2 protein-coding genes are annotated in these 24519 nt (G+C 65.0%); both read left to right on the top strand.

All coding sequences use genetic code 11. The features are described from left to right. The first annotated feature begins 105 nt into the window (after positions 1-105). Complete coding sequence (locus LRO94_RS11880) at positions 106-13011, top strand: non-ribosomal peptide synthetase (RefSeq protein WP_179179169.1); 12906 nt, start codon at positions 106-108, stop codon at positions 13009-13011. Next, a complete protein-coding gene (locus tag LRO94_RS11885; protein ID WP_179179168.1) occupies positions 13008-24335 on the top strand; it encodes a non-ribosomal peptide synthetase in 11328 nt (3775 codons plus the stop codon). Before LRO94_RS11880 ends, LRO94_RS11885 begins: the two co-directional genes overlap by 4 nt. Positions 24336-24519: the final 184 nt, after the last annotated feature.

Genomic DNA, 24519 nt, shown 5'->3' on the forward strand with positions numbered 1-24519 from the left:
CGGCTGCGCCCGCTTTTTAACGTTGGGCGCACAGCGCATCCGATTCAAACGGCAGCTGAAAACGGACTTTCTCCTCCACCGTGACTTACCAGGCAGGTTACCCCCATGCAGTTCAGCGAATTATTGGCAGCGATTTCCACTCATGCGATCCGTCTGCAACTGGAAGAGGGCGATCTGATCATCCTCGGTGACGATGAGGCGTTGGATGACCGGCTGTGGGATCAGTTGATCGCTCACAAGCCCAGCCTGCTGGCGCTGGTGGCTGAGCATGGCGGTGATTGGCTGAGCCCGGCTTACCGCATCACGCCTGAGATGTTGCCGTTGGTGAGCCTTGATCAGACGGCCATCGACCGTATTGTCGCGGCCATCCCCGGTGGTGTGGCGAATGTGCAGGATATCTACCCGTTGGCACCGTTGCAGGAGGGCATGCTGTATCACCACCTCTCGGCCGGGCAAGGTGATCCTTACGTGCTGCATGCGCAGTTTGTGTTCGACAGCCGCGCGCGCCTGCACGCTTTTGCCGAGGCGCTGCAATGGGTGATCGACCGTCACGATATTTTGCGCACGTCCATGGTCTGGGAGCGCTTGGACGAGCCGCTGCAAGTGGTTTGGCGCAAGGCGACGCTGGCGTGTGAGGAAGCGCATTTCAGCGGTGGCGATGCCCTGGCTCAACTGATCGCCCGCTACGACGCACGTACCTATCGCATGGACTTGGGTCAGGCGCCGCTGCTGCGCCTGGTGTTTGCCGACGACCCAGGCAATCAGCGGGTAGCGGCGATGTTGCTGTTCCACCACACCATCCTCGACCACACCGCGCTGGATGTGGTGCGCCACGAGATCCAGTTGTACCTGGCCGGCCAGCAAGCCCAGGCCGCTGAGCCGGTAGCGTTTCGCAGCTATATCGCCCAGGTGCGCCATGGCGTCAGCGAGCAGGCCCATGAAGGGTTTTTCCGCGAGATGCTGGGGGACATTGATGAGCCGACCCTGCCGTTTGGCTTGCAGGATGTGCAGGGCGATGGCCAGGGGATCGACGAGGCGCGCATGCCTGTCGACGCTGATCTGAGCCGCCGCCTGCGCAGCCTCGCGCGGCCCTTGGGCGTCAGCGTGGCAAGCATGATGCACGTGGCGCTGGCCCGGGTATTAGGCGTGGTCTCGGGCCGTGAAGCCGTGGTGTTCGGTACCGTGATGCTCGGCCGCATGGGGGCGGGCGAGGGCGGTGAGCGGGCGTTGGGGATGTTTATCAATACCTTGCCGTTGCGGGTGGATGTGGGCGAGCAGAGCGTGCGCGCCGGGGTCAAGGCCACCCATGAGCGGCTCAGCACATTGCTCAATCACGAGCATGCATCCCTCGCGCTGGCCCAGCGTTGCAGCGGGGTCGCCGCGCCGACGCCGCTGTTCAGTGCGATGCTCAACTATCGCCACAGTGCCGCGACGGATATGGCCGAGGTGATCGAGGTGGCCGAGGGCATCCAGGTGCTGGGTGCCGAGGAGCGCACTAACTATCCGCTGACGGTGAATGTGGATGACCTGGGCGAAGGCTTTGCGCTGACGGTGATGGTGGACGCCTCCATTGGCGCAACCCGTGTGGCGAGCTACCTGCACACAGCGCTCCACAGCCTGGCCGACGCCCTTGAGCAGCGACCGGAGATGCCGCTGAGCGGCCTGAACATCCTGCCTGAGACCGAGCGTCATCACCTGCTGCACCATCTCAATCACACCCCCCGCGCTTACGCCGACACCGCCCTGATCCACCAGCACGTCGAAGCCCACGCCGCGGCCCATCCCGACGCCATCGCGCTGCGTTTCGAGCAGCAACGCCTCACCTATCGTCAACTCAACGAACGCGCTAACCAGGTTGCCCATCGCCTGCTGGCCCAGGGCGTGCGCCCCGATGACCGCGTGGCGATCTGCGTGGAGCGCGGCCCGGAAATGATCATCGGGCTGCTGGGCATCCTCAAGGCCGGCGCGGGGTATGTGCCGATCGACCCGGCGTATCCGCTGGAACGCATCGCCTACACCCTGCACGACAGCCAACCGCTGGCGGTGCTGGTGCAGGCCAACACCCGTCACTTGGTGGGCGAACTGGCGCAGATCGACCTCAATGGCCTGCGCGGTGAATCCCTGATCAACCCGCACGTTGCGGTCAGCCCGCAGCACCTGGCCTATGTGATCTACACCTCCGGCTCCACCGGCCAGCCCAAGGGTGTGATGATCGAACACCGCCAGGTGGCGCGACTGTTCAGCGCCACTGAGCAGTGGTTCGGCTTCGACCACACCGATGTGTGGGCACTGTTTCATTCCTTCGCGTTCGACTTCTCCGTGTGGGAAATCTGGGGCGCGTTGATGCACGGCGGCCAGTTGCTGATCGTGCCGCAATTGGTCAGCCGCTCGCCGGACGAGTGCTACACGCTGTTGTGCGAAGCGGGCGTGAGCATCCTCAACCAAACGCCAAGCGCCTTCCGCCAGTTGATTGCGGCCCAGGGCAACAGCCCCCAGGCCCACTCGCTGCGCCAGGTGATTTTCGGCGGCGAAGCCCTGGAGCCGGGCATGCTCAAGCCGTGGTACGCCCGGGCGATCAATGCCGGCACCCAACTGGTGAACATGTACGGCATCACCGAAACCACCGTGCACGTGACTTATCGAGCGCTGCACGCGGCGGATGCGCAGTTGGTGGGCGTGAGTCCGATTGGCGTGCGCATTCCCGACCTGCAACTGTATGTGCTGGACGCACAGCGCGAGCCGCTGCCATTGGGCGTGGTCGGCGAGTTGTACGTCGGTGGTGCCGGTGTGGCGCGGGGGTATCTGAACCGCGCCGAATTAACCGCCGAGCGCTTCCTGACGAACCCAACCACCGGCCAGCGCCTCTACAAAACCGGCGACCTCGGCCGCCTGTTGGCCGATGGCAGCGTGGAATACCTGGGACGTAACGACGACCAGGTAAAAATCCGTGGTTTCCGTATCGAGTTGGGCGAAATCCAGGCGCGCCTCGCCACCGCTCAAGGTGTGCGCGACGCCGTAGTCATCGCCCGTGAAGACACGCCCGGAGACCAACGCCTGGTGGCCTATGTGATCGCCGAAGGCGACATCAACGTCGCGATGCTGCGTGATCATTTGCGGCTGAGCCTGGCTGACCATATGGTGCCCAGCGCCTTCGTGTTGCTGGACACCTTCCCGCTGACCCCCAACGGCAAACTCGACCGCAAGGCCTTGCCCGCGCCGGATGCCGACGCGTTGGCCCGACGTGATTACGAGGCTCCTCGCGGCACCGTTGAAGTAGCCATCGCGACCCTCTGGCAAGACCTGCTCAAACTTGAACGCATTGGGCGCGACGACAACTTCTTCGAACTGGGCGGTCATTCCCTGCTGGCAGTCAAGCTAATTGAGCGTATGCGCCAGGTCGACCTCAGCGCCGATGTGCGCGTGTTGTTCGGCCAACCCACTCTGGCCGCACTCGCCGCGGCGGTGGGCGGGCAACGGGAAGTGCGGGTGCCGGTCAACCAGATCCACGCAGACAGCCCCGTCATCACCCCGGACATGCTGCCGCTGATCGAACTCGAACAGGCCGCCATCGACCACATCCTGCAACAGGTGCCCGGCGGCATCGGCAATGTGCAGGACATCTACGGCCTCGCGCCGTTGCAGGCCGGTATCCTGTATCACCACCTGGCAACCACCGACGGAGATCCCTACGTGTTGCAGGTGCAGTTGGGTTTCAACGATCAAGCGGCGTTGGACGCGTTTATCCAGGCGCTGCACAGCGTGATCGAACGCAATGACATCCTGCGCACCGCGATCCTCTGGGAAGGCCTGGACGAGCCGGTGCAAGTGGTCTGCCGCCAGGCGCCGTTGGCCGTTGAGCGGGTCGAAACCCCAGGCGTGGATGCCCTGGCCCACCTGCAACAGCGTTTCGACCCACGCCACTACCGCCTCGATCTGTCCCGCGCCTCGTTGATGCGCCTGGCCTACGCCGAAGCGCCGGGCGGCTTCGTCGGCATCCTGCTGCTGCACCATATCCTGCTCGACCACACCGCCCTGCACGTGCTGGTGCAGGAGATGAGCGCCAGCCTGTCTGGGCGCAGCGCGCAACTGCCTGACGCGGTGCAGTACCGCACCTACGTGGCCCAGGCGCGGCTGGGGGTGAGCCAGGCCCAGCATGAAGCGTTCTTCAGCGAGATGCTGGGTGATATCGACGAGCCGACTCTGGCGTTCGGTTTGCAGGATGTGCACGGCGACGGCAGCGGCATTGTCGAGGCGCACCTGCCGTTGGAACCGGCCCTGAGCCTGGGCCTGCGCGAACAGGCGCGGCAATTGGGCGTGAGCACCGCGAGCCTGGTGCACCTGGCCTGGGCGCATGTGCTGGGGCAAGTCTCCGGTCAGCAGGACGTGGTGTTCGGCACCGTGCTGTTGGGCCGTATGCAGGGCGGCGAGGGTGCCGACCGCGCCCTGGGGATGTTTATCAACACCTTGCCGCTGCGGGTCAGCGTCGGCGCAGTCGGCGTACAAGCCGCCGTGCGCGCCACCCACGCGCGCCTGGCGCAGTTGCTCGGGCATGAGCACGCGTCGTTGTCCCTGGCCCAGCGTTGCAGCGGGGTGCCGGGCTCATTGCCGTTGTTCAGCACGCTGCTCAACTACCGCCACAGCGCGCCGGATGAAGCGCCGGGAGACAGCCCGTTTGCGGCGTCCGGCATCCAGATCCTGAGCTCCGAGGAGCGCAGCAACTACCCGCTGGTGCTCAACGTCGATGACCTGGGCACAGGCTTCGCGCTGACCGTGCAAGGCGTAGCCACGCTGGACGTGCAGCGCGTCGGCGACTACATGCTTACCGCCTTGCGCCATCTGGTGACCGCGTTGCAACAAGCGCCGACCACGCCAGTGCAAGGCGTATCGATTGTGCCGCCTGCCGAGCGCAACCAACTGCTGGTGGAATTCAACGCCACTGCCCGCGATTACCCATCGCAACTGACCGTGCACCAACTGTTCGAAGCCCAGGCCCTGGCGCGTCCCGAAGCCGTGGCGGCGGTGCAAGGCCAGTTATCCTTGAGCTATCGCGATCTCAATCGCCGCGCCAACCGTCTGGCCCATCACCTGATCAACCAGGGCGTGCAACCGGGGGAAAGCGTGGCGATTGCGTTGCCGCGCTCCCTCGATCTGCTGATCTGCCAACTGGCGATCCTCAAGTGTGGCGCCGTGTACGTGCCCCTGGACGTGAATGCGCCGCTGGAACGCCAGGCGTTTATCGTGCAGGACAGTGGCGCGAAGCGGGTGCTCAACTCCCTGGCCGAGCTGAATCTGGACGCGCTGTCCCCGCGCAACCTCGACTTGGTACTTTCCTCCCACAGCGTGGCGTACATCCTCTACACCTCCGGTTCCACGGGTGCGCCCAAGGGCGTGCAGGTACCACACTGCGCGATCTCGCGCCTGGTGCTCAATAACGGCTACGCCGAGTTCAACCCTCAGGACCGCGTGGCCTTCGCTTCCAACCCGGCGTTCGACGCCAGCACCCTCGACGTGTGGGCGCCGTTGCTCAATGGCGGCTGCGTGGTGGTGGTCGAACAGGCAGTGCTGTTGTCCCAGGCCGCGTTTGCCGCGCTGTTGCAGGAGCAATCCGTCAGCGTGTTGTGGATGACCGCCGGGTTGTTCCACCAGTACGCCGATGCGCTGCTGCCGGTGTTCCCGCAGTTGCGTTATCTGATCGTCGGCGGCGATGTGCTCGACCCGCACGTGATCGGCCGCGTGCTCAAGCACGGCAAGCCCCGGCACTTGCTCAATGGCTATGGGCCGACGGAGGCCACTACGTTCTCCACCACCCATGAAATTACCCACCTGGGCGAGGGCGGTATTCCGATTGGCCGGCCGATGGCGAATGCCCAGGCCTATGTGCTGGATGTGCGCCAGCAACTGTTGCCATTGGGCGCGGTCGGCGAGCTGTATATCGGTGGCGCGGGCGTGGCCAAGGGGTACTTGAACCAGCCGCAACTGACCGCCGAAAAATTTATCCCGAACCCGTTTGGCGAGGGCGTTCTGTACCGCACGGGCGATCTGGCGTGCTGGCAGGCCGACGGCACCTTGCTGTACCAGGGACGCAATGACCTGCAAGTGAAGATTCGCGGGTTCCGCATCGAGCCGGGTGAAATCGAAGCCTGCCTGGGAGCCTTCGCTGGCGTGAACGACGCAGTGGTGCTGGTGCGCGAAGACGAACCCGGCGACAAGCGTCTGGTGGCGTACTACACCGCCGCCGCGCCGCTGCCAATCGAAGCGCTGCGCGCCCACCTGCAAGGCCAGTTGCCGGATTACATGGTGCCGTCGGCCTATGTCTGGCTGGCGCTGATGCCGCTCACCGCCAACGGCAAGCTGGACCGCAAAGGCCTACCGGTGCCGGATGCAGGCGCGCTGCTCAGCCGTGGTTATGAAGCGCCGGAGGGCGAGGTGGAAAGCCTGCTGGCGCAGATCTGGCAGGACCTGCTCAAGCTCGACCGTGTGGGCCGGCATGACCATTTCTTTGAGCTGGGCGGGCACTCGCTGCTGGCGGTCAGCCTGATCGAACGCATGCGTCAGGCGGGCCTGAGCGCGGATGTGCGGGTGCTGTTCAACCAGCCGAGCCTGGCGGCGCTGGCGGCGGCGGTGGGCAGTGGTCGGGAGGTTGTGGTGCCGGCCAATGGCATTCCCTCGGGCTGCACCCACATCACGCCAGCGATGCTGACCCTGGTGCAACTCGACCAAAGCGCCATCGACCGCATCATCGCCAACGTCCCCGGCGGCGCGGCAAACGTGCAGGACATCTACCCGCTGGCGCCCTTGCAGGAAGGCATCCTGTACCACCACATCAGCGCCGAGCAGGGCGACCCGTATCTGCTGCAATCACGCATGGCCTTCGACAGCCTTGAGCGGTTGCACGGTTTTATGGGCGCGCTGCAACAGGTCGCCGCCCGTCACGACATCCTGCGTACCGGCGTGGTCTGGGAAGGCCTGGACAGCCCGGTGCAGGTGGTCTGGCGTGAGGCGCAGCTGGTGGTGCAGGAGGTGAACCTTGATCCCGCCGAGGGCGACATCCTCGAACAGCTGCACGCCCGTTTCGATGCGCGGCATTACCGCCTGGATATCACCCAGGCGCCGCTGTTGCGCATGGTTTACGCCCAGGATCCAGTGAACGGGCATGTGGCAGCTATCCTGCTGTTCCACCACTTGGCGCTGGACCACACCGCCATGGACGTGGTCGGTCAGGAGATGGGTGCGTTCCTGTTCAACCACGGCCAGGACTTGCCGGCGGCCGCGCCATTTCGCAACTACGTGGCTCAGGCGCGCCTGGGTGTGAGCGTCGACGAGCATGAGCGGTTCTTCCGCGAAATGCTTGCCGACATCAATGAGCCCACCTTGCCCTTCGGCGTGCAGGACGTGCAGGGCGACGGCCGTGATATCGAAGAGGCCGAACAGGCCCTGACCATGGCGCTGGCCCAACGCGTACGTGAACAGGCGCGGCGCCTGGGCGTGAGCGCGGCAAGCCTGATGCACTTGGCTTGGGCCCAGGTGCTGGGGCTGGTCTGTGGGCGTGACGACGTGGTGTTCGGCACCGTATTGATGGGCCGTATGCAGGCCGGCGACGGTGCGGATCGGGCCTTGGGGATGTTCATCAACACCTTGCCGCTGCGGGTGGACACCGCAGTCAGCGCGGTCGCCGCCGTTAAGGCCACCCATGCACGGTTGAGCGCCTTGCTCGGCCATGAACACGCGTCCCTTGCCCTGGCTCAGCGTTGCAGCGGGGTGGCGGCCTCCACGCCGCTGTTCAGCGCGTTGCTCAACTACCGTCACAGCCATCCCGGCGCCATGGCCCGCGACGGCCAAGGAATTTGGGAAGGCGTGCAGTTGCTGGGCGGTGAAGAGCGCAGCAACTACCCGCTGACCCTGAGCGTCGACGATCTGGGCGAAGGCTTCGGCCTGACCGTGCTGGCCTTGCCCCGCATCGGCGCCCAGCGCCTGTGCGAGTACATGGCCAATGCCGTTGAACACTTGGTCGATAGCCTGGAAAACACCGCGCAAACCCCGCTCAATCAGTTGCCTATTCTCCCCGCCAGCGAACGCGAAACCCTGCTGCGCGAGTTCAACGCCACGGCTGAGGATTTCCCGAGCGGCCACACCGTGCAGGGTGCCTTTGAAATCCAGGCCGACCGCCAGCCTCACGCCATAGCCGTGGTGCAGGACGGCGAGTCGCTGACGTATCAGCAGCTCAACCACCGTGCCAACCAGTTGGCCCATCACCTGATCGCACAGGGTGTGCAGCCGGACGACCGCGTCGCCCTGTGCTGCCGTCGTGGGCCGCAGATGCTGGTGGGGTTGCTGGGGATTCTCAAGGCCGGCGCCGGTTATGTGCCGATTGACCCGGCGTATCCCGCCGAGCGCATTGCTTACTTATTGCAGGACAGCGCACCGGTAGCGGTGCTGGCCGAAGCGAGCACCCGCGACTTGCTGGGCGCGGTCACCAGCATCGACGTGCACGCAACCTGGCACCACCCCGTCAGCAATCCGCAACTCGCCGCCCTGACACCGGCCCACCTGGCCTATGTGATCTACACCTCGGGCTCCACCGGCCAGCCCAAGGGCGTGATGGTGGAACACCGCACCGTGGAAAACCTGGTGCATTGGCACTGTGAAGCCTTTGGCCTGCACGCCGTCAGCCACACCAGCAGCGTGGCCGGCTTTGGCTTTGATGCGATGGCCTGGGAGGTATGGCCAGCGCTGTGCGTGGGCGCCACCCTGCACCTGCCGCCGGAGGATGTGGGCAACGAAAACATCGACGAACTGCTCGCCTGGTGGCTGGCGCAGCCCTTGGACGTGAGCTTCCTGCCCACGCCGGTGGCCGAATACGCGTTCAGCCAGGACTTGCAGCACCCCACCTTGCGCATCCTGCTGATCGGCGGCGACCGCCTGCGCCAGTTCAGCCAGGAGCGACGCTTTGCGGTGATCAACAACTACGGCCCCACCGAAGCCACCGTGGTCGCCACCTCGGGCCGCGTGCGTGCCGGGCAGGCGCTGCATATCGGCCGACCTATCGCAAATGCCAGCGTCTACGTGCTGGACGCGCAGTTGCGTCCGGTGCCGGTGGGGGTGGCCGGTGAACTCTATGTGGGCGGCAGCGGCGTGGCGCGGGGTTACCTCAATCGCCCGGACTTGAGCGCTGAACGCTTTCTGCAAGACCCGTTCAATGACGGGCGCATGTACCGCACCGGCGACCTGGTGCGCTGGTTGCCCGATGGCAATATCGAGTACCTGGGACGCAACGATGACCAGGTAAAAATCCGTGGCGTGCGCGTTGAACTGGGCGAAATCGAAAGCCGCCTGGCGGCACTGCAAGGCGTCGGCGACGCGGTGGTGCTGGTGCGCGAAGGCCGCTTGATAGCCTGGTTCACCGAGCAACAGCCGCTGCTGATTGAAAGCCTGCGCGAGCAACTGCAGGCGCAGTTACCGGAGGCTTTGGTGCCGGTGGCCTACGTCAAACTCGACGCGCTGCCCCTGACGGCTAACGGCAAACTCGACCGCGGTGCCTTGCCGGCACCGGATCAGGCCGCGTTGCTGACCCGTGACTACGAAGCGCCTCAGGGTGAAGTGGAAACCACCCTGGCCGTGATCTGGGCTGAGGTGTTGCAGGTTGAGCAGGTGGGTCGCCACGATCATTTCTTTGAGCTGGGCGGCCATTCGTTGCTGGCGGTCAGCCTGATCGAACGCATGCGCCAGGTCGGCCTCAGCGCCGATGTGCGCGTGTTATTCAGCCAGCCGACCCTGGCCGCGCTGGCGGCAGCGGTGGGCAGTGGGCGCGAAGTGCAGGTGCCCGCCAACCGCATCCCGATCGACTGCCAGCGCCTGACCCCGGACCTGTTGTCGCTGGTGGAACTCGACCAATCCACCCTTGATCAAGTGGTGGCCCAGGTGCCCGGTGGCGCAGCCAATGTGCAGGACATCTACCCGTTGGCGCCGTTGCAGGAAGGCATTCTCTACCACTACCTCACCGCCGAGCAGGGCGACCCGTATCTGCTGCAATCGCACCTGGCGTTCGACAGTGTCGAGCGCCTGCACGCCTTCGCCCAGGCGCTGCAACAGGTGATCGACCGCCACGACATCCTGCGTACCGGCGTGGTGTGGGAAGGGCTGGTGCAACCGCTGCAAGTGGTGTGGCGCAAGGCCCGGTTGCCCCTTGAACAGCTGCAGCTTGAAGGCGATGTACTGGCCGGCCTGCATCAACGTTTTGATGCACGCCGCTACCGCCTGGACATCAGCCAAGCGCCGTTGATTCGCCTGGCCTACGCCGACGATCCGGCCAACCAGCGTGTGGTTGTGGTGCTGCTCTATCACCATATCGCCCTCGACCACACCGCCTTTGACGTGGTGCTGCGGGAAATGCAGGGTTATCTGCTGGGCCATCCGGCGCCGACCGCTGCACCGATGCCGTACCGCAACTACGTGGCCCAGGCGCGCTTGGGGGTGAGTGAGCAGGAGCATGAAACGTTCTTCCGCACCCTGCTCGGCGATGTCGACGAGCCAACCCTGCCATTCGGCCTGCAAAACGTGCGCGGCGACGGTAACGCCATCGAAGAGCACCGCCTGCACCTGGACAGCGACCTCAACCGCCGCCTGCGTGCCCAGGCCCGTTTGCTGGGGGTGAGCACCGCGAGCCTGTTCCACCTGGCCTGGGGCCAAGTGCTGGCGGCCACGTCCGGGCGCCAGAGTGTGGTGTTCGGCACTGTGTTGGTGGGGCGTCTGCAAGGCGGTGAAGGGGCCGACCGTGCGCTGGGCGTGTTCATCAATACGTTGCCGCTGCGCCTGGATATCGACGGTCAGGGCGCACGCTCCGCCGTACGCGCCACGCATGCGCGGCTCACCGCTTTGCTCGGTCATGAGCACGCTTCCCTGGCCCTGGCCCAGCGTTGCAGTGGGGTGGCTGCACCTGCGCCGTTGTTCAGCTCAATGCTCAACTATCGCCATCGCGGCGGCGCCACCCGTTCCCAGGAGGCGCAACACGCCTGGGAAGGTATGCAGACCCTGGTCAACGACGGGCGCACCAACTATCCGCTGACCTTGAACGTGGATGACCTGGGTGATGGCTACGACGTGACTGCGTTGGCCCAGGTCGACGCGCAACGCGTCTGCGGGTACCTGCAAGTGGCCCTGTCCGGGCTGGTCGAGGCCCTGGAGCAGGCACCGAACCAGGCGCTCAATCGCCTGCCGATTCTGAGTTCCGAGGAGCGACACACACTGCTGGTGACGTTCAACGCCACGGAGGTGAACTACAACCTCGACCAGACCCTGCACGGGATGTTCGAAGCCCAAGTTCAGCGCACGCCGCACGCCATCGCGGTGAAGGCGGGCGAGCAGCAGCTTACCTACCAACAACTCAACGAGCGTGCCAATCGCCTGGCCCATCATCTGCGCACGCTGGGTGTGCAGCCGGATGCCCGGGTGGGGATTTGCCTGGAGCGGGGCCTGGACATGGTCGTCGGCCTGTTCGCCATCCTCAAGGCCGGTGGCGGTTATGTGCCGCTGGACCCGGCGTACCCGCTGGAGCGTATCGCCTACATGCTGCACGACAGCGCGCCGGTCGTGGTGCTGGCCCAGAACGCCACCGTAGGCTTGCTGGGCGACGTGCCGCTGCTCAATCTGGACCTGGACACCTGGCAGCATCAGCCGCTGAGCAACCCCGAGGTCCCGGGCCTGACCGCCCGGCATCAGGCCTACGTGATCTACACCTCCGGCTCCACTGGCCAGCCCAAAGGCGTGATCAACGAACACGCCGGGGTGGTCAACCGGCTGCTGTGGATGCAGGACGCTTATGGCCTCAACGCCGATGACGCGGTGTTGCAGAAAACCCCGTTCAGTTTCGACGTGTCGGTATGGGAATTCTTCTGGCCGCTGTTCACCGGCGCACGCTTGGTGATGGCGCGCCCCGGCGGGCATAAAGACCCGGCGTACCTGTGTGAGGTGATCCAGGCGGAGCACATCACCACGCTGCACTTTGTGCCGTCGATGCTTGATGTGTTCCTGGCCCATGGCGATGTGAGCCAGGCGGCTGGGCTGGTGCGGGTGATGTGCAGCGGCGAAGCGCTGCCGGGCAGCCTGGTGCGGCGTTTCAAGGCGCAGTTGCCGGGGATCGGCCTGTACAACCTGTACGGCCCGACTGAAGCGGCGGTGGACGTGACCGCCTGGAACTGCGCACGCCCCGACGTGCCGGACAACACTCCCATCGGCAAGCCCATCGCCAATACGCGTATGTACGTGCTGGATGCGCAGTTGCAGCCGGTGCCGCTGGGTGTGGTCGGCGAGCTGTTTATCGGCGGCGTGCAAGTGGCGCGGGGTTACCTGAACCGCCCTGAGCTGACTGCCGAGCGCTTTCTCGACGACCCGTTCCACGCGGGTCGGATGTACCGCACCGGCGACCTTGGCCGCTACTTGCCCGACGGCACTATCGAATACCTGGGCCGCAATGACGACCAGGTCAAGATCCGTGGCCTGCGTATCGAACTGGGGGAAATCCAGGCGCGTCTGCTTGAGCACTCCCAGGTCAGCGAAGCGGCAGTGGTCGCCCGTGAGGATCGCCTCGTCGCCTACTACACCGGTACGCCAACCGAGATCGAGGCACTGCGCGCTCACCTGCTGCAACACCTGCCGGACTTCATGGTGCCCGCGCTGTTCGTGCACCTCGACGCGCTGCCCTTGAGCCCCAATGGCAAACTCGACCGCAAGGCTTTGCCAGCGCCCGGCCTGCACGCCTTGAACGTGCGTGAGTACGAAGCGCCGGAAGGCGACACCGAAATCCTGCTGGCGCAGCTGTGGGCCGAGTTGCTCAACGTGGAGCGGGTCGGGCGCCAGGATAATTTCTTTGAACTGGGCGGGCACTCGCTGCTTGCCGTGAGCTTGATCGGGCGCTTGCGCCAGGAAGGCATGGAAGCTGACGTCCGGGCGCTGTTCGAACAGCCGACCCTGGCCGGCTACGCCGCAATGACCGAACGAATGGAGATCGTCCTGTGAGCCTCTTAGAGCTGCTGGCAACCCTGAAAACCAAGGACATTCAACTGGCGCTCAAGGGCGAGCAGTTGTCGGTGCAAGGCAACAAGCAAGCGTTGAGTGACCCGGCGATCCTTGCCGCCTTGCGCGAGCACAAACCGGCGCTGATCGAGCTGATTAAGGCCGGCGAGTATTCCGCCACCAAGGCCGGTGAAGTCGACGTGCCGGCCAATGGCATCCCGGCCGGCGCCCAGCACATCACACCGGACATGCTGACGTTGTCCAGCCTCAGCCAGGACGAGATCGACCGCATCGTCGCCACCGTCGACGGCGGCGTGGCGAATATCCAGGACATCTACCCGCTGGCACCGTTGCAGGAAGGCATCCTGTTCCACCATGTCAGCGCTGAGCAGGGCGACCCGTACGTCATGCAATCTCAGTTCGCGTTCGACAGCCTGGCGCGTTTCGAGGCGTTCGCCCAGGCGCTGCAAGCGGTGATGGACCGCCATGACATCTTGCGCACTGGCGTGGTCTGGGATGGCCTGCAACAGCCGTCGCAAGTGGTGTGGCGCACGGCGCGCCTGCCGGTGCAGGCCTTGCAACTCGACCCGGCGGATGGCGAGATCGCCGCCCAACTGCACGCCCTGTTCGATGCGCGCCACTATCGCCTCGACGTGACCCAGGCGCCGTTGCTGCGCTTGGTGCGTGCCGATGACCCGGCCAATGGGCGTATCGTCGCCACCTTGCTGTTCCACCACATGGCCCTGGACCATAGCGCCCTGGAAGTGGTGTGCCATGAAATGCAGGCGTGCCTGCTGGGGCAGGGCGCGGCGTTGGGCCAGGCGGTGCCGTTTCGCAACTATGTAGCCCAGGCACGGCTGGGCATCAGCGAGCAGGAACACGAAGGCTTCTTCCGCCAGATGCTTGGCGATATCAGCGAGCCGACCTTGCCGTTTGGCTTGCAGGATGTGCAGGGCGATGCGCGGGGCATCAGCGAACTCAGCCTGCCCTTGGCGGCGCTATTGAGCCAGCGCTTGCGCACCCAGGCGCGGCAGTTGGGGGTAAGCGCGGCAAGCCTGTTTCACCTGGGCTGGGCGCAGGTGTTGGGAGCATTGGCCGGCAAGCAACAGGTGGTGTTCGGCACGGTGTTGATGGGCCGTATGCAAGGCAGTCATGACACGGACCGCGCCTTGGGCATCTTCATCAACACCTTGCCGTTTCGCGTGGACGTGGACGGCCAGGACGTGCGCGCCGGGGTCAAGGCCACCCATGGTCGGCTCACCACACTGCTGCGCCACGAGCATGCGGCACTGGCCCTGGCCCAGCGCTGCAGTGGGGTGACCGCGCCGACGCCGTTGTTCAGCGCGCTGCTCAACTATCGCCACAGCGCGCCCGCCGCCAGCGCCGAAGCCGTCTCGGCGTGGCAAGGCATCGCCGCCCTCAGTGCTGAAGAACGCACCAACTATCCACTGACCCTGAGCGTCGATGACCTGGGCGAAGGCTTTGGCCTGAGCCTGCTGGCCAGCACCCAGGTGGACCCGCAGCGGGTCTGCGCCTACCTGCAAACTGCCCTGGAAAACCTGGTGACGGCCCTGGAGCAGGCGCCGGACACCGCGCTCAATCAAGTGCCGGTGGTGCCCGCCGTCGAGCAGCGGTTGCTGTTGGAACAGTTCAACGCCACCCAGGCCGAGTTCCCCCAAGGCACCACCTTGCATGGGCGTATCGAAGCCCAGGCCGTTCTCACGCCGCATGCCATCGCGGCGGTGCAGCTTGAACGCTCGCTGACCTACGCTGAGCTCAACGGGCAAGCCAACCTGCTGGCCCATCACTTGCTGGCGCTGGGCGTCAAACCCGATGACCGCGTGGCCATCGTCGCCCGTCGTGGACTGGACACCTTGGCCGGGTTGCTGGCGATCCTTAAAGCGGGCGCCTGCTACGTACCGGTGGACCCGTCCCACCCGGCCGAGCGCCTCGCCTACCTGCTCAGCGACAGCGCCCCGGTGGCGGTGCTGACCCAACACGCGTTGCTCGAACGCCTGCCCGAGCTGGACGTGCCGGTGATCAACCTGGACCGCTATACCTGGCACCACCACGCGGCGAGCAATCCCAGCGTCGCCGTGACTCCCGCGAACCTCGCCTATGTGATCTACACCTCCGGCTCCACCGGCCTGCCCAAAGGCGTGATGGTGGAACACCACACCGTGACCAACCTGGTGGATTGGCATTGCCGCGCCTTCGACCTCTGCGCCGGGCGCCACACCGCCAGCGTCGCCGGGTTCGGCTTTGATGCCATGGCCTGGGAAGTGTGGCCGGCGCTGTGTGTCGGCGCGACCCTGCACCTGCCACCGGCCCATGACGGCCCCGAAGACATCGACGCGTTGCTGGCCTGGTGGTGCGCGCAGCCGCTGGATGTGTGCTTCCTGCCGACGCCGGTGGCCGAGTACGCCTTCAGCCAGCACATCGAGCACCCGACGCTGCGCACCTTGCTGGTCGGCGGCGACCGCCTGCGGCAGTTCGGGCGGGCGCAGCGGTTTGAGCTGATCAACAACTACGGCCCTACCGAAGCCACGGTGGTCGCCACCTCCGGCAAGGTCGAGGCCGGGCAGGCGTTGCATATCGGCAAACCCATCGCCAATGCCACGGTGTACGTGCTGGACGAGCAACAACGCCCGGTGCCGCTGGGCGTGGCGGGCGAGTTGTATGTGGGCGGCAAGGGCGTGGCGCGTGGCTACCTGAACCGTCCGCAACTGACCGCCGAACGCTTCCTGGACGACCCGTTCAACGTCGGACGCATGTACCGCACCGGTGACCTGGTGCGCTGGTTGCCCGACGGCAACCTCGATTACCTGGGCCGCAATGACGATCAGGTGAAAGTCCGTGGTGTGCGCATCGAACTGGGGGAAATCGAAACCCAACTCAACCAACTGCCGAGCTTGCAAGAAGTGGTGGTGCTGGTGCGTGACGAGCGGCTGGTGGCGTACTACACCGAAAACCCGCAACTTGATTCATTGGCGGTGGGCGATATCCGCGTCCATCTGGTGGCGCACCTGCCGGACTACATGGTCCCGGTCGCCTTCATGAAACTTGACGCGCTGCCCTTGACCGCCAACGGCAAGCTCGACCGCAAGGCCCTGCCAGCGCCGGATAGGGCCGCCGTGTTTACCCGCCAATACGCGACGCCCGAGGGCGAGATCGAAAGCAGCCTGGCGCAGATCTGGGCCGATGTCTTGCAGGTAGAACGCGTCGGCCGTTACGACCACTTCTTTGAACTGGGCGGGCACTCGCTGCTCGCCATGCGCATGGTGTCCCAAGTGCGCCAACGACTGGGCGTGGAGCTGTTGCTCAGCGACCTGTTTGCCAATGCCGAACTGGCCGCCGTTGCCGACGTGCTGGCCCAGGCCGGTCGCAGCACCTTGCCGGCGATCCTGCCGGCCAACCGCGATGAGCCGGTGCCGCTGTCGTTCGCCCAGCAGCGCTTGTGGTTCCTGGCGTTGATGGAAGGCGCCAACACGGCCTACAACATTCCCATCGGCTTGCGCCTGCGCGGGCAACTGCATGTGCAGGCTTTGCAACGGGCGCTGGCTCGGATCGTTGCGCGGCACGAAACCCTGCGCAGCCGCTTCGCCCAGCACGGTGACGACGCCCAGGTGCTGATCGTCGCGGCCGACGACGTGCTGCCGCTGCAAGTGCAGGACTTGCGCCGCCACCCGCAACCGCAACAGGCGCTGGATGCGTTGATCCACGGCGAAGCGTCGGCGCCGTTCGACCTCGAACGCGGCCCGCTGCTGCGCGGGCGCCTGGTGGTGATGGCCGACGAGCACCATGTGCTGTTGCTGACCCTGCACCATATCGTCTCCGATGGCTGGTCCATGGGCGTGCTCACCCGCGAACTGATGGCGCTGTACCAGGCCTTCAGCCATGGGCAGCCCGACCCGTTGCCGCCACTGCCGATCCAATACGGCGACTTTGCCGTGTGGCAACGCTTGTGGCTCAGCGGCGAAGTACTTCACCGCCAGAGCCGCTATTGGCAACAGGCCCTGGCTGGTGCGCCAGCGTTGCTCAGCCTGCCCACCGACCGCCCGCGCCCGGCGCAGCAGGACTACGCCGGCAGCAGCGTGGAGATCCGTCTGGACGAGCGCCTCACCGCCGGGCTCAAGGCCTTGAGCCAACGCCATGGCAGCACGCTGTACATGACGGTAATGACCGCCTGGGCGTCCTTGCTCGCGCGGCTCTCGGGGCAGGCAGATGTGGTGATCGGCTCGCCGGTCGCCAACCGTACGCGCACTGAAGTCGAAGGCCTCATCGGCCTGTTCGTCAACACCCTGGCGGTGCGCATCGACACCTCGGGCGCGCCCACTACCGAAGCGCTGCTGGCGCGGGTCAAGGCGCTGACCTTGGCGGCCCAGGCCCATCAAGACCTGCCCTTCGAGCAAGTGGTCGAAATCACCCGGCCGGTACGCAGCCTGGCCCACAGCCCATTGTTCCAAACCCTGTTGGCCTGGCAGGACAGCAGCGCGCCGATCCTGGCCCTGGGCGACCTGGCCCTGGAAGGCATCGTGGAGAACAGCCACTTTGCCAAGTTCGACCTCTCGCTGAACCTCGGCGAAGTGCAGGGCACGATTATCGGCGCGCTGGAATACGCTGTGGCGCTGTTCGATGAAGCGACGATGCAGCGTTACGTCGGCTACTTCACCCGCGTGTTGCAGGCCATGGTCGATAACGACCAGGCGGTGCTGGAGCATGCGCCGCTGCTGGACGAGGGCGAGCGCCGGCACGTGCTGTTCGATTTCAACGCCACCCAGGTGGATTACAACCTCGACCAGACCTTGCACGGCATGTTTGAAGCCCAGGTGGCCCGCACGCCCCATGCGATTGCGCTCAAGGCTGGCGAACAGCAACTGACGTACGCCGAACTCAACGCGCGGGCCAACCAACTCGCCCATCACTTGCTGGCGCTGGGTGTCCAGCCGGATTCGCGGGTGGCGATCTGCGTGGAGCGCGGCCTGGAGATGGTCATCGGCCTGTACGCGATCCTCAAGGCCGGCGCCGCTTATGTGCCGCTGGACCCGGCGTACCCGCTGGAGCGCATCGCCTACATGCTCAGCGACAGCGCACCCGCTGTTGTACTGATCCAGGGCGCTACTCGTGCGCTGGTGGGCGCGGTGCCGGTGGTCGATCTGGACCAACCGAGCTGGCACGCGCAATCCGTGGATAACCCCGCGGTGCAGGGCCTGAGCGCCTATGTGATCTACACCTCCGGCTCCACTGGCCAGCCCAAGGGCGTGATCAACGACCATGGCGGCGTGGTCAATCGCCTGCTGTGGATGCAGGACGAGTATGGGCTCACCGCCCAGGACCGGGTCTTGCAGAAAACCCCGTTCAGCTTTGATGTGTCGGTCTGGGAATTCTTCTGGCCGCTGTTCACCGGCGCCTGCCTGGTGATGGCCCGTCCTGGCGGGCATAAAGATCCGGCGTACCTGTGCGAGGTGATCGAGGCCGAACACATCACCACGTTGCACTTTGTGCCGTCGATGCTCGACGTGTTCCTGGCCCATGGCGACGTCAGCCAGGCGGCCGGGCTGGTGCGGGTGATGTGCAGCGGCGAAGCCTTGCCGGGCAGCCTGGTGCGCCGGTTCAAGGCGCAGTTGCCGGGGATCGGCCTGTACAACCTGTATGGCCCGACCGAAGCGGCCGTCGACGTGACGGCATGGAACTGCGCGGGCCCGGTGACGCCGGACAACACGCCCATCGGTAAGCCCATTGCAAATACCCGCATGTACCTGCTGGACGCGCAGTTGCAGCCGGTGCCGCTGGGCGTGGTCGGCGAGCTGTTTATCGGCGGCGTGCAAGTGGCGCGGGGGTACCTGAACCGTGCGGAACTCACCGCCGAACGCTTTCTTCAAGATCCATTTACCGGCGGCCGCATGTACCGCACCGGCGACGTTGGCCGCTACTTGCCCGATGGGAATATTGAGTACCTGGGCCGCAACGACGACCAGGTGAAAATCCGTGGCCTGCGTATCGAACTGGGCGAGATCCAGGCGCGCCTGACCGAGTGCCCAGCAGTCAACGAGGCTGCCGTGATCGCCCGCGAAGACCGTCTGGTGGCGTACTACACCGGAGCCTTCACCGACATCGACGTGCTGCGCAGTCAGTTGCTGCATCACTTGCCTGAATTCATGGTGCCGGCGATCTTCGTTCATCTCGACGCATTGCCCCTGAGTCCCAACGGCAAACTCGACCGCAAGGCGCTGCCCGCGCCGGGCCAGGATTCGGTGGTGGTGCGCGAATACGAAGCGCCCCAGGGCGACACGGAAATCGCCCTGGCCAGCCTGTGGGCCGAGTTGCTCAAGGTGGAACGTGTGGGCCGTCACGATAACTTCTTCGAACTGGGCGGGCATTCGTTGCTGGCGGTGAGCCTGATGGGGCGCATGCGCGGCCTTGGCTTGTCGGCGGACGTAAAAGTGCTGTTTGGTCAGCCAACCTTGTCGGCACTGGCGGCGGCGTTGGGCACTGGTCGTGAAGTGGCGGTGCCGGTCAATGGCATCGTTGACGGTTGCACGTCGATCACGCCGGGCATGTTGCCGCTGATCGCGCTGGAGCAAGTCGCCATCGACCGCCTCGTCGCCTGCATCCCCGGCGGTGCGGCGAATGTGCAGGATATCTACCCCCTGACGCCGTTGCAGGCCGGCATGCTCTATCACCACCGCGCCGTGCAGGAAGGCGATGCCTATGTGTTGCAGGCGCAGTTTGCCTTTGACAGCCGTCAACGTCTGGACGCCTTTGCCCTGGCGTTGCAGGCGGTGATCGAGCGCCACGACATCCTGCGTTCGTCGTTCCACTGGGACGGCCTGGAAGAACCGGTGCAGGTGGTCTGGCGCAAGGCGTCGCTGCGGGTTGAAACCGCGCCGCTGCCGCAACGCCTCGACCTGTCCCAAGCGCCGTTGATGCGCCTGGTGTGCAGCGAAGAAACCCCGCGTGTGGTCGCCACCTTACTGTTCCATCACTTGGTCATGGACCACATCGCCCTGGAGATCCTGCAACACGAGATGCAGGCGTTTCTGTTGGGCACTCAACACCGCCTGGGAACGCCTGTGCCGTATCGCAACTACGTGGCGCAGATGCGCTTGGGCGCAGACGATCACGAAGGGTTTTTCCGCGAAATGCTCGGCCAGATCGACGAGCCCACGGAAGTGGCCAAGCTGGGCATCGATGAGCAGGCCCGTCTGACGATTGCTCCCGAATTAAGCCAGCGCCTGCGCACTCAGGCGCGCCAGTCCGGCGTCAGCGCCGCCAGCCTGATGCACTTGGGCTGGGCCCAGGTGCTGGGCAAGGTGTCCGGCCGTGAGCAGGTGGTATTCGGCACCGTGATGCTTGGCCGCTTGCAAGGCGGTGAAGGCGCCGAACGGGCCATGGGCGTGTTCATCAATACATTGCCGTTGCGGGTCGACCTGGGTGAGCACTCGGTACGCCACGCCGCGCGCGCCACCCATGCGCGGCTGAGCCAACTGCTCAGCCATGAACACGCGCCGCTGGCATTGGCCCAGCGTTGCAGCGGCGTGCCGGTGACCACGCCGCTGTTCAGTGTGCTATTCAACTATCGGCACAGCGCGCCGCAGGCCGGTGCAGTCGTCGAGGCATGGCAAGGTATTGAGCTGCTCAAGGCCGAGGAACACAGCAACTACGGCCTGTCGATGAGCGTGGATGACCTGGGCGATGGCTTCACGTTGAAAGCCTCGGGGCAGGGCGCCCGGCGCCTGTGTGAGTACCTGAATGTGGCCCTGGAGCAACTGGTGCAGGCGCTGGAACAGGGCAGCGATGTCGCCATCAGCCGCTTGCCGATCCTGCCCGCCGCCGAACAGCACCAACTGCGGCTAGCGTTCAATGCCAGCACCCGCGACTTCCCCCGTGAACACACCGTGCAGCGTCTGTTCGAAGCCCAGGCCCAGGCGCGTCCGGACGCATTGGCCGTGGTGCATGGCGAGCAGCGCCTAAGCTACGGCGAGCTCAATACCCGCGCCAATTGCCTGGCCCATTACCTGTTAGGACTGGGCGTAAAACCTGGCGACAACGTGGCGATCCTGCTGCCGCGTTCTGTCGCGCTGCTGGTCGGCCAACTGGCCGTGTTGAAGTGCGCGGCCGCCTATGTGCCGCTGGACATCAACGCGCCCGCCGAACGTCAGGCGTTCATGGTGCAGGACAGCGGTGCGCGCTGGTTGTTGACCCACAGCGACGCGGTGATCGAATACGCGGCGCTACGCCTGGACGTGGACACCCTGGCCCTCGATCCACAACCTAGCCATAACCCGGATTTGTCGCAGTCTTCGGACAGCGAGGCCTACATCATGTACACCTCCGGCTCCACCGGCGTTCCCAAAGGTGTACTGGTGCCCCATCGGGGCATCACGCGGTTGGTACTCAACAACGGCTATGCCGATTTCAATGCCAGCGACCGCGTGGTCTTCGCCTCCAACCCGGCGTTCGACGCCAGCACCATGGATGTATGGGGGCCACTGCTTAATGGCGGGCAAGTGCAGGTGATCGATCACGCCACCTTGCTCGACCCTGTGGCATTCGGCATGGCGTTAAAGGGCGCGACCGTGTTGTTCGTCACCACGGCGCTGTTCAACCAGTACGTGCAACTGATTCCCGACGCGTTGGCGGGTTTGCGCATCCTGCTGTGCGGCGGCGAGCGTGCCGATCCGGCGGCGTTCCGCAGCCTGTTGGCCCAGGCGCCGACGTTGCGCCTGGTGCATTGCTACGGCCCAACGGAAACCACCACCTACGCCACCACCTATGAAGTGCGCGCACTTGCCGACGACGCCGACAGCGTGCCGGTGGGGCGACCGATCTCCAACACCCAGATTTATGTGCTGGATGCGCACTTGCAGCCAGTGCCCCAGGGCGTGGCCGGTGAAATCTGCATCGGTGGTGACGGCGTGGCCAAGGGGTACTTGAACCGTCCTGAACTGACCGCTGAAAAGTTTGTGCAGGATCCGTTCAACCCAGGCGCCTTGATGTACCGCACTGGCGACCTCGGCCGCTGGACGGCGCAGGGCCTGCTCGAATGCATCGGGCGCAATGACGATCAGGTGAAAATCCGTGGTTTCCGTATTGAGCTGGGAGAGATCGAAGCGCGCCTGATGACCTGCGTGGGTATTCAGGACGCGGTCGTGTTGGCCCGTGAAGACGCGCCGGGGGATAAGCGCTTGGTGGCGTATTTCACCTGGGCTGCCGAACCGGTCGGCCTCGACAACGTACGTGCCCATCTTCAAGGGCAACTGCCGGACTACATGCTGCCATCGGCCTATGTGCCGCTGGACCGCTTGCCGTTGACTGCCAATGGCAAGGTCGACCGAAAAGCCTTGCCGGTGCCGGCTCTGGTCGCGCTGGTCAGTCGTGATTTCGAAGCACCGACCGACGCCCTGGAACAGACCTTGGCGCAATTATGGGGCGAGGTGCTGAAGCTGGAGCAGGTGGGCCGGCATGACAGCTTCTTTGAACTGGGCGGGCATTCGCTGTTGGCGATTCGCCTGGTCAACCTGATGGACGAAGCGGGACTGGCAGTGAGCCTGGCCGAGTTGTTCCAGCACGCCAGCGTGGCGTCGGTGGCGACCATGCTGCGCCAGCGCACTGCTGAGCCGGTGCGCGACAGCTCGGTGATTACGGTGCGCAGCAGCGGCTCGCAAGCGCCGTTGTTCCTGGTGCATGAGTTCAGCGGCATGGACGTGTATTTCCCGGCGCTGGGCCAGCATTTACCGGGTGATTACCCGATCTATGGCCTACCGGGTGTGGCGCTCGGCGAGGCGCACCTCAACACCCTGGAAGGCTTGGCGGCGCGCATGGTGGGCCTGATTCGCGGCTTGCAGCCCCATGGGCCGTATCGCATCGCCGGCTGGTCATTTGGCGGTGTGCTGGCCTATGAAGTGGCGATGCAACTACTGGGGCTGGATGAACCGGTGGCGTTCCTTGGCTTGATCGACAGCTACGTGCCGCGCCTGACCGACCAGGGCAAGGCGCGTTGGAGCGGGCCAGACGCGCTCAAGCGGCATTTGCTGTTGCAGTGCCGCGCCTATTGGAACGCACAGGGAGGTGTGGATGAGCTGGCAAGGATTGAACAGTTGGACGCGCAGATTGGACAGTTGGACTTTGCAGGTGTGCTGCAACGCTGTCGCGATCAAGGTTTGCTATACGCGCAAATGGCGGCGGCTGCGGATGCGGACCTCTTGAGCTTTATCGAGCGCGAAGTCGGGCATGGGCATGCGCTGGCGCACTACAGCTTGTTTCCGCTGCCGGTGCCTGTGCACCTGTTCAGCGCTATAGAGCGGCCGACCGAGTTGTCGCGGCGCAGTGTGTCGCTGGGTTGGGATGACGCCCTGGCGCCTGGGCAGTTGCGTCAGGTTGAAGTGCCGGGTGATCACCAGAGCATGATGCAGGCGCCGCATATCCGTGCGCTGGGTGCGGCGATGACAGAAGCATTGGCAGGGTGTTCACCGGTGAGGGAAACGGCGCATCAACCGTTGCTGCGGATCCAGAGCGGACGGGCCGGGTATGCGCCGGTGTTCTGCGTGCCGGGGGCAGGGGACAGCGTCACCGGGTTTGTGGGCCTGAGCGAAGCGCTTGGACGGGACTGGCCGTTGTTTGGCTTGCAGCCACGTGGGTTGGATGGCGAGGCGGTGCCCCACAGCCAGGTGGAAGCGGCAGCGCGCTGTTATCTGCACGCGCTGGAACACGAGTGCACGCATGGGCCGGTGCATCTGGTCGGGCATTCGTTTGGCGGCTGGGTGGCACTGGAGATGGCGCTGCGGTTGCAGGCGGCTGGACGGGAAGTGGCGTCGTTGACGGTAATCGACAGCGAAGCGCCGGGTAGTGCGGGTCGGGCTTATACGACGACGGCGGCGTTGTTGAGGTTGATCGAGGCGATGCAGCTGGCGGCGGGGAAACCCTTGGGGATTGACCGTGAAACCTTCGCGGTTGGCGATGAAGTGGCGCAGCGCCAGAGCCTGCATGGGGGAATGGTTGGGGTGGGGTTGTTGCCGGCCCGTGCCAGTGTTGATGCGATGGCGGGACCGGCCCGGACTTATGCGGCGGCGTTGCGTACGGAGTATCGGCCGACTCAGCGATATCGCGGGGTGGTGAGGTTGGTGTTGGCGCAGGATCCGGCGTTGGATGCGGTGGGCAATCAGCGGGAGCAGGGGGGGATGATTGAGGGGTGGCGTAAGCAGGGCAGCTCTTTGGAGGTTTGGTATGGGGTGGGGAATCACTTCACATTGCTCAAGGCGCCGAATGTTCACGGGCTGGCGCGGTGGTGGTTGGACACGGCGGTGATTGGGGAGGTGGTTTCGTGAGGAGGGTATACCGCTTTAAATGTGGGAGGGGGCTTGCCCCCGATAGCGATCTTTCGGTGCACATATCCATTCCTGCGGTAACGGCGGCTTGTGGTTCCGCTCTTACAGCGGGTCACTTTTGGAAAGGCCGGAATGCCGGCCCAGCCAAAAGTAACCAAAAGGCCTTCGCCCCACCACTCGGCAC

It is taken from the genome of Pseudomonas sivasensis (assembly GCF_021391435.1).
Taxonomy (GTDB): Bacteria; Pseudomonadota; Gammaproteobacteria; order Pseudomonadales; family Pseudomonadaceae; genus Aquipseudomonas; species Aquipseudomonas sivasensis.

Bases quoted from the DNA above. Each gene is read 5' to 3' on its own strand.
- LRO94_RS11880 (WP_179179169.1), top strand. From the start codon at position 106: ATGCAGTTCAGCGAATTATTGGCAGCGATTTCCACTCATGCGATCCGT.